The organism is Sphingomonas sp. SUN019 (assembly GCF_024758705.1).
In the GTDB taxonomy this organism is placed as follows: Bacteria; Pseudomonadota; Alphaproteobacteria; order Sphingomonadales; family Sphingomonadaceae; genus Sphingomonas.
Genome location: NZ_CP096971.1, coordinates 288017 through 301679 on the forward strand (window position 1 = coordinate 288017; position 13663 = coordinate 301679).

The following is a 13663-nucleotide window of genomic DNA, read 5'->3' on the forward strand; positions in this document are numbered from 1 at the left end:
AAATTCGACGTTATTGGGTGATGATTGCGGCGTCGCCATAGCCTTGCCGCGCGGCGCCGTCACGCGCGCGCCGCGCCGCGGCGGCATCGGTGAACGGACCGAGCCGAACGCGCCACACGCCACCTGCGCCCTCGACCCGTCCGTCGAGGCGTTTGGCGAGCGCGCGGGCGCGGGCTTCGGTAGAGAACGCGGCGACCTGAACGAGATAGTGGCCTTCGCGGGCTGGCTTGGCGGGTTCGATTCGCGGTGCCGGGCGGGGTGGCGGTGGCGGACTGGTCTTCGTAGCGGATGCGCGCTGCTGGGGTGGCGGCGCGGGCATGTCCGACCCGTTCAACTTGCGGCGGAGCGCGGTCAACAGCGCAGGCGGCGTGGCGAGACGGGAGGTTGCGGCGCGCCCCGCCGATATGGCCGCTGCGTCCTCGGGCGTGGCCGTCACGGTGCGGATGCGGACCGGGGCCTTCGGGTTCGTGCCCGTGCCGAGCAGTTCGGCCGCACCGCGCGACAGGTCGATCAGCCGGTCGCGGCGTCCGGGACCGCGATCGTTGATCAGCACCAGAATCGTGCGGCCGGTATCGAGCGCGGTCACCTCTGCGTGCGAGCCGAGCGGGAGCGTGCGGTGCGCGGCGGTGATCGCGGTCGGCCTGAAGGGCGCGCCCGAGGCGGTCAGACTGCCGGACAGTTCCTCGCCATACCAGGTAGCGAGGCCGACCTCGTCATAGCGCGATTCCGCACCCGCCCCGGCGGTGCCGCTGGGGCCGTCGACCTGCCCCGCCTCGGGCGGGAGAGGCACGGGCGCGGTCGGCGCACCGCGCATTGGCGGCGCGCTGGTGCTCAGCTGGCGCGGCGCTTCGCTCGACGCGCCGCAGCTGGCCAGCAACAGGATGGGGGCCAAGCTAACGCTCGATCGCATCGGCCAGCAGCCCCACCGACAATGCGTAAAAATTCGAGCAATTGTAATCGAGGATCACACGGTAGTTGCTCGTCAGCAGATAAGCGGTGTTCCCCGGCCCGTCGGGTTCGAGCAAGGTCGCCATGATATTGTCGCCCGGCCAGCGGCCACCCTGCGGCGTCAGGCCCAGCGCGCGCCATTCGGCCATCGTGCGCCAGCCGCTATGCCGTTCGAACACCCGCGGGCAGCGCGGCGAGACGAGGCGATTGGCCTGGTCCGATCGATCGTACCCGGCGGGCACGCTGACCGCGACGCCCCATGGCTGGCCCGGCCGCCAGCCCGCGGCGACGAAATAATTGCCGATCGACGCCAGCGTGTCAGCTGAGCTGCTCCAGATGTCAGCACGCCCGTCGCCGTCGCCGTCGCGCGCCAGGCGGAGATAGATCGAGGGCAGGAACTGCGGATTACCGGTCGCGCCCGCCCAGCTGCCCTTCAGCTGATCGCGCGGGACGCCGCGGTCGAGCATCTTGAGCGCGGCGATAAACTCGCCCGAGAAAAGCTGCCGACGACGCCCTTCGTAGGCCAAGCTGGCAAGGCTGCGCAGCAGGTCGAAGTCGCCCGTGTAGGAACCGTAATTGGTCTCATGCCCCCAGATCGCGACCATAATCGATTCGGGGACGCCGGTTTCGGTCTCCACCCGCGCCAGCCGCGCTCGATTGGCGGCATAGGTCGTGCGGCCGCGGCCGATCCGTGCGGCGTCGACGTGGCGCGCGCGGTATGGCGCAAACATCGAGATCGGGCCGCCCGGCGCTGCGCCCGGTTGTTGACGGTCGAGTTCGACGACGCGCGGATTGAACGTCAGCGTCGCCATCGCCGAATCGGCGGTCGCGGGCCGCACGCCCTGCGCGATCGCCTGCGCGCGCAACGTCGTGAGATAGCTTTGAAAGCCGGTTTCGTCCTGCGCGTTGGCGGATGCCGCCACGAACAGGCACGCCAAGGCGGTCACGCTGCCACGCAATCGCCGTCGAATTTTGCTACGCCCCCACACGTCGCCTGTGTGGCACAGCGAGGCGGCGTGGGAAACACGGATCATCGCCGGGGTTGCACACATCATCGCAGCGCGGCAGAGGCGCATCGTCGGCGCGCGGAGAGAAAGCTGTTTGGAGGTGTCCGACGCTGATCCGTGAATGGATAAGCGCTGCAGCGGGTTAATAAGAGCCTGAGTCGGTCGATGGTGTAATCCGTAAACCAGCCGTAAGCTGGAGCGCGCCGTACGATACGGAAGAGTGTCCGAGTGGTTTAAGGAACCGGTCTTGAAAGCTGCTGGACCTTGCGACCGTCGGCGCGGGAATGGAGAAGCGTTACAGCCGGTTAGCGGCAGTCCGATTCGGGGGGCGGGTTTGCCCGTAAGCCGACCGTAAGCTGCAAGCCGGTGGCCGGTATGGAAGAGTGTCCGAGTGGTTTAAGGAACTGGTCTTGAAAACCAGCGAGCGGGCAACCGTTCCGTGGGTTCGAATCCCACCTCTTCCGCCAGCTGCTAGGCGCTAAACCGCTCGAAGACGTTGAGCAGCAAAGTCTCTAGGTGGCTGGTCACCATGTTGCCGCCAACGGCCAGGCTATTGGGATGGCCGCAGCCGTTGCGGAGGTTTAGCGCGATCGCAAGCTGGTCCTTCACGTTCTTGCCAATAACGTTGATTGCTACGAGTCGATCTAGGAAGTCAGCCTCTCCCATCCGGCTAAGGCCGTCAGCGTTGGCCGCCTTCTTCCACTTGTCGCTCACTCGCTTCGCTTCGGTGTTGAACGCGTCGAGGTGGTTTGCAACAACCTCCCGGTAAAGCACGTCGACGGCTGCGATCCACGACATAACGATAGCAGAGCGGTACAGTTTGGACTCGTAGCACTTGATCGCCTCTTCGACGAATGCCCGCGTCGTCGCGTTCTGCACGTTGGCGAGGTGCTTCCGCAGGTCCGCAGCGATTTGGACGGCGGCTCCGTTGGCGGACTCGACCCCAAGCGCCCGAAGGTAGTTCTTCCCGGCGTCGGTAAGCTCCCAGCCCGCCGGTACACGGATGGCCAACCCCCCGCTCTTCCCGAGCACGTCCGACAGGTTCCACTTCTTCGGCAGCTTAAACCCCGCCTCCTCAGAGCGAGAACGAAGGTCTGCCAGCTTCGCGGGTTGATCAATGCTAGCTAGGGTAAGCAGGAGCTTGTCACGCGACGGCAGACCGCGGTGCAACCAGTCTTTCAGCGCGGAAACGTCAAGCAAGCTGCGCGACCAGCTTTTGATAATCGTCAGACGTCAATGAATAAACACCATCGCTGATCTGGTTAAACTTAGAACCGACAAGGGAACCGAGTATCTTCGTAAGATTTCCCGACATGTTCGCACTGTAGTGCATGGTCGCCTTCTTCATGGTGTCCAGCAGTTCCGTCCGCGAAAACGTCTGCTTCCCATCATAAATTTGGAGGGTGGCAGCGGCGGCAACAGCGACCTCAGAGCCGGTCTTCGCCTTTAGCTTCTGAGCGACGCTGTTCACGTGGAGCTTGGGACCGCCGACAACAGTGGGCGTGTCACCGGATGGCGCGGGCAATAGCGGGGTTGGCGCTTGCGGGGCAGCATGTGACTCGCCACCTTCCGCCAGCACGGGGACCTTAAACAGTGTCTCGATGTGGGAGAAAAGGTCCTTAATATCGGCGACAGCTAGTTCGGTCTCACCCTCGTACTCGAACTCGACAGGCCCGGCTTTGATGCGCACTTTTGCAGTCACGGCGATCCCCCTTCGTTGAGCGCTGCCCCCAGCGCCGCGTCAAAGATGGGATCAGCCTCGTGAGAGTCAAGAAGAAGACCGCCGACTTACGCGCGGACTTACGTTTTGCTTATCATTAGCTTAGTGGCGGTGCCGTTAAGCTGGAATTGCAAGAGTTTGGATCACGACTGCGTAAGCTATGACATTTGCCGGTCGTAACAGCGCCCCGCACCGCGAGGCGCGAGGCGCTGGCAGCGTCAGGACGAAGGAGCACGTCCCCGCTGCTGCGGATGTTCGATTAACGAGGGACCGTCCGCTGGTCCTCGACGTGGGCGACTCCCGATTCCCACGCACCGCGCCGCTTGAAGGTGACGGCGACGCGGCTTTCCGTTGATTTTATCCGGCTGGCGCGCCCCCGCTTGCATAGCGGTCCTCATCAGCGCGACAGCCCTCGGGACCGTTGCAGAGGCGCAGGCGCACCACGTCTTCGCTAAAGAATGGGGTGCGACAGCGGATGCACCGCTGCCACCCTACTCGCCTGATTATGCGTGGCGGGGTGTGGTCAATATCAAGCACCGGCTCGCGCCGACTGAACCCGTCGAACTGCCACGGCTCAGGCTGTTCGAACCCCTGCCGGTTCGCGGGACGCTTGACTGGGGCCGGTTGCACCGGGGCTGGGCGCGCGATCGGTGCGGGGGTGACCACGTTGGTGCTGGCACGCTGCCTCACGCGCTGCCCTGGCGGCGTTGGTGCCTGTGACGGCTGACTTTTGCGCTCCCGCCACGCGGCGAGCCACGCTGGTACAGGCGCGGCGACCGTCACCGCCCTAGCTGCCACATATTATCGCGACGCTGCCACATGCCCCACGTCCCGTCAGTCTCCCATCGACGGAGGCAGTGCAGCACGATTGGAAAGTCGAGCCGGTCCAGCTTGCCCGCGTCAATGTCAGCTTCGCATTTGGAAGCGAACGCATCGAACGACCCATAAGCGCGCGCGAACGGCGATACAGACGCCCGTCCCTGCTCGAGTCGCTGAATGCGCGACAGCATGGAACGGACGCCCGCCACCGTGGTCAGCCTCGACCGGCTTCCAACGTCGCGATCCGGTTTTCGTATTCCTGAACCTTTTCGCCGAGCGCGCGGAGCGTAGCGTTCACGTGAAGCGGCCATTCTTCACGTGTTTCCGCTTCCTGCTTCTGCCGAACGACAGCGGCGACGCGCTGTTCCTGCAATTGGTCCAGCATCTCCGGCGTCACGCTGTAATCAGGGTTTTTGTTACCGTCCGTCATCGTCCACCACTCCCATCTTCGCGAGGACGCTGAATGCCCCCTCGCGGACCTCAATTTCTTCGCAATCGCGCATGATCTCGGCGCAGGTGGTGACCACCAGCCGACGCAATTCGCCGCGCTCCTGATCCGTCATGCTGGCAACCGCCCTCTCCAGCCTCTCGGGAGTCAGCAACTGACCCGCGCGAAGCGGCACGACGTAGAGCGGGAAGGCCATCTGGTCGGCCATGCTCACGGCCCAATCGATCGCCGCCTGATATTCTTCGATCGGCTGCGGGCGCGTGTGGAATTGCTTCCGGTGCTTGCCGTCCTGACTAGGACCGAACCATGTTACCTGAACGAAAGCGTCGCCCGGTTCGGGGTCGTCAGCGACGACGCGGTTGGTGCCCGTCTTGAACACTGGCATGTTAAACGCTCCGCATTTCGAGGGTGATGAGCCGCGCTTCTAGGTCGTCAGCGACGCGCGCGGACGACAGCGTGCCGAGCGCGGAAATGATGGTCTGCCCCACGTCCGGGGCTACTGCGCCCGCCGCGATGGCGGTCAGCACCGCCTCGATCTGCTGCGGAATGGATGCGGTCGCATCGAAGTCGAATTGGACCTTTTCCGCCTGACTGCGGAGGTTTGGCAGAACACGACCGAGGATTAGCGCCGCCGCGCCAACGTCGCCCTCCTGCGCCTTTTCGATAATCGCGCTGACGATGCTGTCAGCGTCGTCCAACATGCGCTGGGCGACCCGGACGCGCTTGTCGATAATGCCTCTGGGGCGACCGGCAGGATTCGGACTTCTCATGCCGGGGGTCCAGGTCGGGTTCCCGATCTTTGGTTTCGGCTTCGCGTCGGCGGGTTGCCATCCCTCTAGCCACGGTGGAGTTTCATGACCGCCCATCGGTGTGTTGTTTGATGGCATCACAGGCGCATCACGATACGTTGATCTTGAGCGCGGCAAGAGCGCGTTCGTTGGCCGTGTCGATGCCCCGCACCTTGGCGGGTGGAGCGCCGACCGCTTTCGTGACCTGTGCAAATACCAGCGGTGCGTCGCGGTCCAGCTTCGCCATGACGTTGCGCATGACGGTGAGGCGGGCAACCAGTGCCGGGTTCTGCTTCTCGTGGAAGCGGCGCAGGTAATGCGCGTGTTCGGGTGCCGACAGACCGCTCAAAAACGGCTGCGCCCCGAGTATTGCCTGCAACGTGTCGGTGTCGCCCTGCGCGAATGCCTCGTTCAGCAGCTTGCCCCGCTCCTCGCGATTCAGATGTTTGGAATGGGCGCGCACCTCCTGATTGAGGTTGCCAAGACCAGCCCGCTCCTTCAGCGGTTGCGACAGTTCACTATCGACGTGGTTGATGGCTTTCGTCAGGCTCGCCTGTACAGCATCGAACTTGCGGCAAATCTGATCTTGGACCTTCGCCGCTTCCTTCCCGACGATCAGGAAGCGCTGTTCCTCGGTCCAAGTCGGGTTGTTCTTGGCGTACTCGGTCGCGTCGTGAATCTTGCCTATCGCCGAGTACGCCGTAGCAAACGCGCTCATTGCGTCCGCGACGTAAATTGCGGTTTCGTCGTTGTAACCCTCGACGTTCTTGACGCCATCCGGGTGCAGCGCGGGACTTACGCGCGTGTCGACTTGCTCGGGCATAATAGGCTCCAAGATTTGATATGGCTTGCTATGGGCTTACGCTGCAATTCTTCGTCGAAGGTCCGCAAGCTGTTATTTTGCTATATCAATCGCTTGCTTCACGTCTGCCGATTGCGAACGACAAATACTGTGTTTGCTGTTCGTGGAGCGCGACGACCAGCCGGGTGTGACCACGCGAGCGCAGGGGTGCTGACGGAGCGCGTGCGGCACCAACATGGCGGCGGGGTAGCTGCCGCGCCCCAGCGGGCGGCTCCGGGCAGTTGCCAAGCGCAAGCGTATGGACGACGATCCGATATGCAGCCTGAACCACCGAGAGAACACGACGAAAACTGGATCGACGCTGACGTGCGTAAGATGGACCTTGGTTATGGCGAAAAGGCAGGGCTTCAAATCTACCGAAACTACACTCGGTCGTTTGAAGATCACGCGCTACGGCGCTTCCGCGAAGGCCTCGCTGAAGAGCCGATAGATGTAAGCCAGCTGTCTCGGGTGGCGGCTCTGCTAACTAGCGAAGACGTGCGCTTCGCGCCCGTGATCGCTTGCGGCTACGCAGACGAGCAGTTGGAGGCCGCGTTCAAGGCGATGCTGCCGGAAGGCATTCCTGGCGGACGACGCGCTATGTTCAGCGGGTACGGGCCGCTGTCCGACCTGTCGAAGCGCATCCGCCTCGCCTACGCCTTTGATGTGCTTTCGCGCGACGTAATGCTGGGGCTGGATCGCGTGAGGACTGTCCGCAACCGCATCTCGCACGACTGGGACATGAAGTCTGCCGTCGAGGTTCTCGACAGCCCCGCCCTAGCAGCGTTGTATCCGATAGACGCGGACCTCCGCGAAAGAGGGATGGAGATCGCAGCCGACGACAACGAAGCGGTTTTCAGGATTCGGCTCATCTGGCTCGTCGGGCGGCTGACCTACGAGGTTGCTGCTTACCACAAGGCCAAGGCGGTGCGACTAAGCCCAATCCGCGCACTCTATGAAAACGGCGGCACCGCTTGGCTGCGTGAAGTATCGGGGGTGTGCATGGCAGCGGCACGCAGCATTGCCACGAACCAGAGCAGCTAAGGGTTTAAGGGTAAAAGTCGCCCCTACCCCCACACAGCAAGCAGGCAACAGCACTGTACAGGGTGGGGGTGTATTAAACCCTTAATTTCTTAACTCTGTACCGTCTCGCCAGCTTTGCCGCGCGGTTGCGCTGTAAGGCCGTGCCTTTAAGCTAAGGCAAGACCTACATCATAGTTCTAGTATTCGGTACGACACGCCGCCAAACCCGTAGCCCTCCATCAGCCGGTCGCGCTTCACTTCCATCAGGTTTCCATTGGCGATCAAGCTGCGGATTGCGTCGTCCAGCGCGCGGGTGCTGCCTAGCTTGTGGTTAGTGAACGCTGACAGAGATGCCGACCGCATCTGGAGGTACTTGCGCGGGACGATGCTGTTCTCGACCATTTTCGCCTTGATGCCGTAGGACGACGGGACCGGGTTGACGATGTAGTCGCGCAAGAAGCTGAGCAGCTTCCGCTGGCGAGCGTCATCGTCCACGCCGATGTCGCCATCGCGCTGCCGGGTCTGGAACGTCTCCACGTCCTGCTCAACGAGGTTCATCGCCCATCGGACGTGCTCAGGCGTGACGACAGGGGCGAGGTAGTGGTCCGCCACCGCCAGCAGTGAGGCGACCTTTAAAACCTTGAGGTGAGCGCGATTCCAGACCTGCCGCTGCGTCTCATCGTCGGTCCCGTTCAGCCGCGCTCGGCACTCCTCGTCGAACCGCTCGAACATCGCGGCGGATTCGGGGTCGGCTATCACCGTCACCGCCTCGGGCGTGTTCACCGGGAACTGGTAGCGGATAACGTGGTCAACCAAGGCGCACCAAAGCTCGCGGTCGATCGCTGGGAAGGTCGCAGCGCGATTGCGGTTGGTCGGCGGCCGGTCACCACCGTAATTCACCACGAGGAAACGTGATAGGAAGCCGTCCGCCATCATGTCGGGCGTGATGCATTCGAGGAAAGTGCCGGGGGTGGTCTCGCCCACGAATGACAAGGCGGGCCAATCCACACCGTTGAGACTGTCTTCCGGGTTGCTGTACGATTTGCCCTCCAAGAAGCGCTTGCCGAACGCTTTCGTCATGATGGTGCGGAACGACTGCATCGGAGCGTCCAGCGGGTTCGCCATGCGCTTGAGCTTCTTTCCAAATTCGCCTTGTAGGTACAGGAAGCCGGGTTCCCGCAGCAATTCCTTGTGCAGCGCCTCGCCGCTGGCGAAGTCCTGCGCACGTACGAAGCCGCGCGCCATCGGTCGGTCGGCCAGTTCCAACATCATGGGGATGCCGTCGTGCATCCCATCTTTGCCGACACCGCTCTTGGCGACGAGAATCATGTACAGCGCGAGGTCGATACCGCTGTATGTCCGGTACGCGCGTCCGCACACCCCGGCCAGCAGCGCCACTGTCGCGGTGATCGAGACTTCTGGGATTGGACAATAGCTGGTCTGATAGAGAAAGCGGGCGATGGTGCCAGCGCGACCGGGCGGCCAAGGTAGCGCGCTACCGTGGTCAGGAATTGCAGGGGCGACCGTTTCGGGCTGGTCACTGACGGGCGAGAGCAACCGCGCGCGGCGCTTGAACGCCGCGCGTAACTCTATGACTGCCTCGTGGGGGCCTGCGCCAATCTCAATTGCGCGCTGTTCAATGTACCAATTGTCTTCGTCGCCATCAAAGTCGTCGGCGCGGAGAAATGGCTCGGCTTGTGGACCTAGTGCCCCTTCGTTTAAACTTGTCACGGTGAATATGCCTCGATTGAAGCGGCGGGATTCTTGGCAGCGTCCCGCCGCTTTTCGTGAATGATCTTACGGTCGGCTTGCTAACCGTGCTGGCGGCGCAGAAAAGCGCTCACGGTCAGACACTTGCTGGACTAGACCGCAAGTTATGGGGTTTGGCGGAGGTGAGCGCAGCCGGGCTGTAAGCGCTGGTGCTGGCGAACGACTGCCGTTCCAGCCATTCCGCTACGACAGATTGCTGGTAGCGCACGGGAGCCTGCGCCGCGCGACCGAGCTTCACGAAGCGCGGCCCCTTCCCCTTATGGCGCCAGATTTCGAGCGTGTTGGGCTTGATGCCGAGCAGCGCGGCAGTCTGCTCATTGTCGAGCAGGTCGTTGAGGTTGACTGTTTCCGTCACGGACGGGACTCCAGCTTCGCCCTGACAGAGCAGGGATCGGACAAGCTGTGGTCACCAGCACCAGAGGATCCCCCTCTGGCAAAGTGTCCGGGGACGTCGGGGATTTTCACCCTTATCCCGCCGGCTCTGGGTTCCGGGTCCTCAAGGGGACGCCCCGGCGCGCTGCCCCGCTAAGTTGGGGCCGTTAGTAGCTTTATGCTGCCGCGCTAAAGTCGTGCAAGCGACAATGTTGCTCGGCTGCTGAACCAGCGTTGCTGACGCAGCCGCCTGCGGGGCGGCGTGGGGCGCGATCGGGGTGCGGCCGATGCTTGGGTGGCACCCCAAGCACGTCAGCGATGCGCCGCCTTACGCACGGAGAGGCACAACGTTCGCTCCATTCGCCCGCGCGGCCTGCTCATCCATCCAATCAGCGATGTGCTGGGCCTCGGGCTTGAGGTATTGGAGACGCGAGGTTTCCAGATAGTGTCGGGCGGTGACGCCTTTCGGCACATGGTTCGTGAGCAGTTCGGCTTTGTAATAGTCGATGCCGCACATCGCGACGGCGATGGTGATGTAGGTACGACGCAGGTCATGCGGGGTCACCTTCTCGCCCGCGACCGTGCTGACCTTCTTCATAATGTCGCGCGGGTCTTTGATGTGACCCGCATCACTCCATGACGGGAAGACGTACCCGCTGCCCTCGACGCGCTTGCGGGTCTTCAAAAGCTCCACCGCCTGCGACGACAGGGGGAGCCAAACCGGGTTGCTGTTCTTCGGGTCGGGCAGGTGGAACCAGCCTTCTTCCAAGTTCACCCGATCCCATGTGAGCGGCGCGGCTTCACCGATGCGGCATCCGGTGAGCAGGAGGAAGATCACAAGGTCGATGCTGGATGCGGTGTCGCGGTTGTGCGCGGTGGCACGCCACTGCTGGAGGGAGGACCACACCGTGCCGATGCGCGCGTCAGGGACGCGGCTGGTGCGCGGCTTGAGGACGATCCAGTCATCCTTGAGCGCCGACACGGGGTTGTGCACGATGAGCGGCGTCCCGTCCGTTTGCCGGTGCTGCCGACCAGCGAAGTTGATGAGCGCGCGGAGCACGGAGAACGCCTGATTCGCCTGCCCCGGCGCAGCACCCTTCCCGCGCAACCCCTTCGTCAGCATCTCGCGGTAGCGCTTCCGCACTTCCTCCTCGCTGATGCCCGTGATCGGCTTGTCCTTCCAAGCTGCGAAGGTGGTCGCCACATGTCGCGTTATCTCCGACTTGCTGCTCTCCTTCAGCTTACCGGGACGATCGACGTAAGCGTCGGCGACCTGTTGCAGCGTCACGCCAGCCGCCTTGGTCTGCTTCGAGATAGCGCGGGGGTCGCCACCGAGGCGCATGGTACGCAGGTGCTCGCGGGCGGCGTCCCGTGCCTGATCAGTGGTGAACACTCCGAATGCGCCAATGGTGATCCGGGCCTCCTTGCCGCTGCCCTCTACCCTGCCCTGCACAACGAAAGTCATTTTGCCGGTTGGCGTGACGCGCAGGCCGAAGCCCTTAACCTCGGTATCCCAGTGGAAGGCATCCTTCTCACCCGGCTTGATGCGCTCGACATAGCCCTTGGTGAGCTTGGCGCGGTTCGGTTGGCTCATTCTCCTGACCCCTCATAAGCGTGTCGTAAGCGGCAGCGGTAAAGCTGCACAACCCGCGTAGGGCTTATCAGGAGAGCCAAGCAACTGATTTAGCAAGATAATAAAGGTGCGCAAAGCTGCGCAAATCTACGTAAAGCTCGTTCGCCGCAAACTTGAAAACCGGCGAGCGGGCAACCGTTCCGTGGGTTCGAATCCCACCTCTTCCGCCATGCCGTCCCAAGCGCAAACGCTCCGATCGGTTCTTGGTCTGGGAAACCTAGCTTTCTTAGTCGCCAGAGGTGTGCCATTTCCAGAACAGGGGGAGCACATGGCTGAAAAGACTCGTTATCCGCAAATCCCGAGCACCGTCTGGTGGGGTGTTCGTTCGGTGCTGCAACGGACGCCAAACGCGACCGTCGATGAACGGCTGCTCGCGGTTCAGCTAGGTGTTCAAGAAGCGGCGGCTCGGACATACGTCACCGAACTCAAGCTCGTCAAAATTCTCGACGACGACGGCAAGGCAACTCCTCTCGGGCGTAAATGGCGCCTGGATGAGACCTACCCTGAGGCGGTGAATGAGCTCATCGGCGCCGTCTATCCTGAGCAACTCGTTCATTTAGCACCTCCTGGTGAGGCGGAGCGGCAAAAAGTGGTTTCTTGGTTCCAGCATGAGGGGCTTGGCCAGGGTGCGGCGGGCAACAAGGCCGCGACGTACCTGCTTCTATCTAGCCCGACGCCGAATGAAGCGCCTCGAGCCGCCCCCAAGAATGGTGGCGGTGATGCCTCGTCCAGCAAGCGCGCCCCACGTAAGCTGGTCAGCAGACCTACGCCCCCCAACACTCCGCCGACCCCCGCAGATGATGGTCAAGGACGAGCCAATCCGACTATTAAAGGTAGGCCCGAGGCGTTTCCCCTGAATGTAAACGTGCAGATCCACATCAGTGCTGACGCTGGTACGGAGCAGATCGAGTCGATCTTTCAAGCTATGAGGCGCTATCTCTATGACGCTCCGACTGCTTGATGGCATTCGACGCTTCCAAGAGCATCTGCTTGAGATCGGGGTTGCCAGATCGGTGCTGGCGCTCCCCGCTCCCAGAATGCTGGCTCTGCCCTCCCCTACGGCTGAGGGATCGGAGCCTGCGAGTGTGTTCGGCCGCTTGGTTACGGAACCAGAGATACACGACGTCGCATCCGACTTGTTCGTGTCCGGCCACTACAATGTCGCCGTTGCGGAGGCTTACAAAGCGGTCGACAAGTTCGTAGCTGAACGCGTACCCGGCTTGATGCAGAGCGGGACTACTCTCATGGAGCAGGTGTTCGCACCTAGCGCGCCGCACCTCAAGTGGTCACCCATGACCAGCCCCTCCCAGGTTGACGAGCAAAAGGGATACCAACGCCTCTACGCTGGAGCGATGCTAGGGATCAGAAACCCGACTACACATGAGTTCGGCTGGGTTGATGAACCGGAATTAGCTCTGGAACTCATCGTCTTTGCGCAACATCTACTCCGAAAGGCGAAGATTGCGGAGCCGGGGGCCGGTAAGGCGAGAGCTGCCCCAGCAGTTTAACCGGCTCGGCGCGCTGTAGCTTACGGTCGCGTCGTGCTCTGCCACTCCGACGATCTCAGCGGGATTTGAGGCACTTCAGAACGAGCTTCATCAAACATGATAACCGCCGTGGGTGCAAGCTCACCGTGGGTTCGAATCCCACTCTCTCCGCCAACCGATTCAGGTGCGGCCGGCGAGCGCTTCGAAGGCTTCGCGGTCCAGCGCCTGCTGAAACTGGCAGCCGGCGAGATAGTCGTCGGCCCACATCACGTCGGCGGCGACGGGGCCGATATCGGGCAATGTCAGCCAGATCGTGGTGCCGCGTTTCAGGCCGGAATAGGATTGGATGCGCGCGCCGTGGATCGACAGGTCGACGACCTTGCACAAGGTGCGGCCGAGCCCGCCCTGCCCGACGCTGGCGTCGAACGAAACCGGCGCGCGCGGTGAGCGGCGCCGGCCATTCGTTTCAGCGGGTTCAAATTCGGCGGCGAACATTCCAATACGCTAGGGCGCAGTGGTTAATTCGCCGCTAACCTAGACCCTTACTTGCGGAGCGTGAGACCGCCACCGAAGCGCTTGTTGAAGCGTGCGACCTGGCCGCCCGCGTCGAGCATCGTGCCGCGACCGCCGGTCCACGCCGGATGCGCCAAGGGATCGATTTCCAGCGTCATCGTGTCGCCTTCCTTGCCCCAGGTGGAGCGGGTTTCGTACACGGTGCCGTCGGTCATCTGGACCTTGATCATGTGATAGTCGGGGTGGATGTCGGCTTTCATGAGATAGCTCCTGGGTGTGGCTGGTTCCGACCAG

Annotated in this window: 16 protein-coding genes and 1 tRNA gene; 4 read left to right on the forward strand and 13 right to left on the reverse strand. The window is 62.6% G+C overall.

Annotation, left to right across the window (positions count from 1 at the left end; all coding sequences use genetic code 11):
• Positions 1-10: 10 nt before the first annotated feature.
• Together M0208_RS01425 and M0208_RS01430 are read right to left on the reverse strand one after the other, a co-directional pair.
• Positions 11-892, reverse strand: coding sequence for a septal ring lytic transglycosylase RlpA family protein (locus M0208_RS01425; RefSeq protein ID WP_258889964.1), 882 nt, complete (start codon positions 890-892; stop codon positions 11-13).
• A 1-nt stretch (position 893) separates the two neighbouring features.
• Positions 894-1982, reverse strand: a complete 1089-nt coding sequence (locus tag M0208_RS01430; protein WP_408988069.1) for a lytic transglycosylase domain-containing protein — start codon at positions 1980-1982, stop codon at positions 894-896.
• A gap of 350 nt (positions 1983-2332) precedes the next feature.
• On the opposite strand from M0208_RS01430, the gene M0208_RS01435 reads away from it, so the two are divergent.
• Positions 2333-2422, forward strand: a tRNA-Ser gene (locus tag M0208_RS01435).
• Between the two features lie 4 nt (positions 2423-2426).
• Here the strand turns inward: M0208_RS01435 and M0208_RS01440 are convergent.
• The 6 genes from M0208_RS01440 to M0208_RS01465 form a co-directional block, all read right to left on the reverse strand.
• On the reverse strand, positions 2427-3155 hold the full coding sequence (locus M0208_RS01440) for a hypothetical protein (protein WP_258889966.1): 729 nt from the start codon (positions 3153-3155) through the stop codon (positions 2427-2429).
• Positions 3148-3657: a hypothetical protein gene (locus M0208_RS01445; protein ID WP_258889967.1), complete on the reverse strand. Its 510-nt coding sequence runs from the start codon at positions 3655-3657 to the stop codon at positions 3148-3150. The genes M0208_RS01440 and M0208_RS01445 overlap by 8 nt, the downstream gene beginning before the upstream one ends.
• 1051 nt (positions 3658-4708) lie before the next feature.
• A complete protein-coding gene (locus M0208_RS01450; protein WP_258889968.1) occupies positions 4709-4924 on the reverse strand; it encodes a hypothetical protein in 216 nt (71 codons plus the stop codon).
• Entirely contained in the window at positions 4911-5327 is a 417-nt protein-coding gene (locus tag M0208_RS01455) for a hypothetical protein (RefSeq protein ID WP_258889969.1), read from the reverse strand. The genes M0208_RS01450 and M0208_RS01455 overlap by 14 nt, the downstream gene beginning before the upstream one ends.
• A gap of 1 nt (position 5328) precedes the next feature.
• Positions 5329-5808, reverse strand: a complete 480-nt coding sequence (locus M0208_RS01460) for a hypothetical protein (protein ID WP_258889970.1) — start codon at positions 5806-5808, stop codon at positions 5329-5331.
• 31 nt (positions 5809-5839) lie between these two features.
• Positions 5840-6553 (reverse strand): hypothetical protein, encoded by a 714-nt coding sequence (locus M0208_RS01465; protein WP_258889971.1) that lies wholly within the window; start codon positions 6551-6553, stop codon positions 5840-5842.
• 345 nt (positions 6554-6898) lie between these two features.
• Between M0208_RS01465 and M0208_RS01470 the strand changes: the two genes are divergently transcribed.
• On the forward strand, positions 6899-7615 hold the full coding sequence (locus tag M0208_RS01470; protein WP_258889972.1) for a hypothetical protein: 717 nt from the start codon (positions 6899-6901) through the stop codon (positions 7613-7615).
• Between the two features lie 168 nt (positions 7616-7783).
• On the opposite strand, the gene M0208_RS01475 is transcribed toward M0208_RS01470, so the two are convergent.
• The 3 genes from M0208_RS01475 to M0208_RS01485 form a co-directional block, all read right to left on the reverse strand.
• Entirely contained in the window at positions 7784-9325 is a 1542-nt protein-coding gene (locus tag M0208_RS01475) for a YfjI family protein (RefSeq protein ID WP_258889973.1), read from the reverse strand.
• Positions 9326-9440: 115 nt separating this feature from the next.
• A complete protein-coding gene (locus M0208_RS01480; protein WP_258889974.1) occupies positions 9441-9719 on the reverse strand; it encodes an AlpA family transcriptional regulator in 279 nt (92 codons plus the stop codon).
• A 345-nt stretch (positions 9720-10064) separates the two neighbouring features.
• Positions 10065-11330: a site-specific integrase gene (locus M0208_RS01485; RefSeq protein ID WP_258889975.1), complete on the reverse strand. Its 1266-nt coding sequence runs from the start codon at positions 11328-11330 to the stop codon at positions 10065-10067.
• A gap of 307 nt (positions 11331-11637) precedes the next feature.
• On the opposite strand from M0208_RS01485, the gene M0208_RS01490 reads away from it, so the two are divergent.
• On the forward strand, positions 11638-12330 hold the full coding sequence (locus tag M0208_RS01490) for a DUF5343 domain-containing protein (protein ID WP_258889976.1): 693 nt from the start codon (positions 11638-11640) through the stop codon (positions 12328-12330).
• Positions 12311-12877: a TIGR02391 family protein gene (locus tag M0208_RS01495; RefSeq protein WP_258889977.1), complete on the forward strand. Its 567-nt coding sequence runs from the start codon at positions 12311-12313 to the stop codon at positions 12875-12877. The genes M0208_RS01490 and M0208_RS01495 overlap by 20 nt, the downstream gene beginning before the upstream one ends.
• 159 nt (positions 12878-13036) lie before the next feature.
• On the opposite strand, the gene M0208_RS01500 is transcribed toward M0208_RS01495, so the two are convergent.
• A complete protein-coding gene (locus M0208_RS01500) occupies positions 13037-13351 on the reverse strand; it encodes a PilZ domain-containing protein (protein WP_258889978.1) in 315 nt (104 codons plus the stop codon).
• Positions 13352-13398: 47 nt separating this feature from the next.
• On the reverse strand, positions 13399-13629 hold the full coding sequence (gene rpmE, locus M0208_RS01505; protein WP_258889979.1) for a 50S ribosomal protein L31: 231 nt from the start codon (positions 13627-13629) through the stop codon (positions 13399-13401).
• Positions 13630-13663 lie beyond the last annotated feature (34 nt).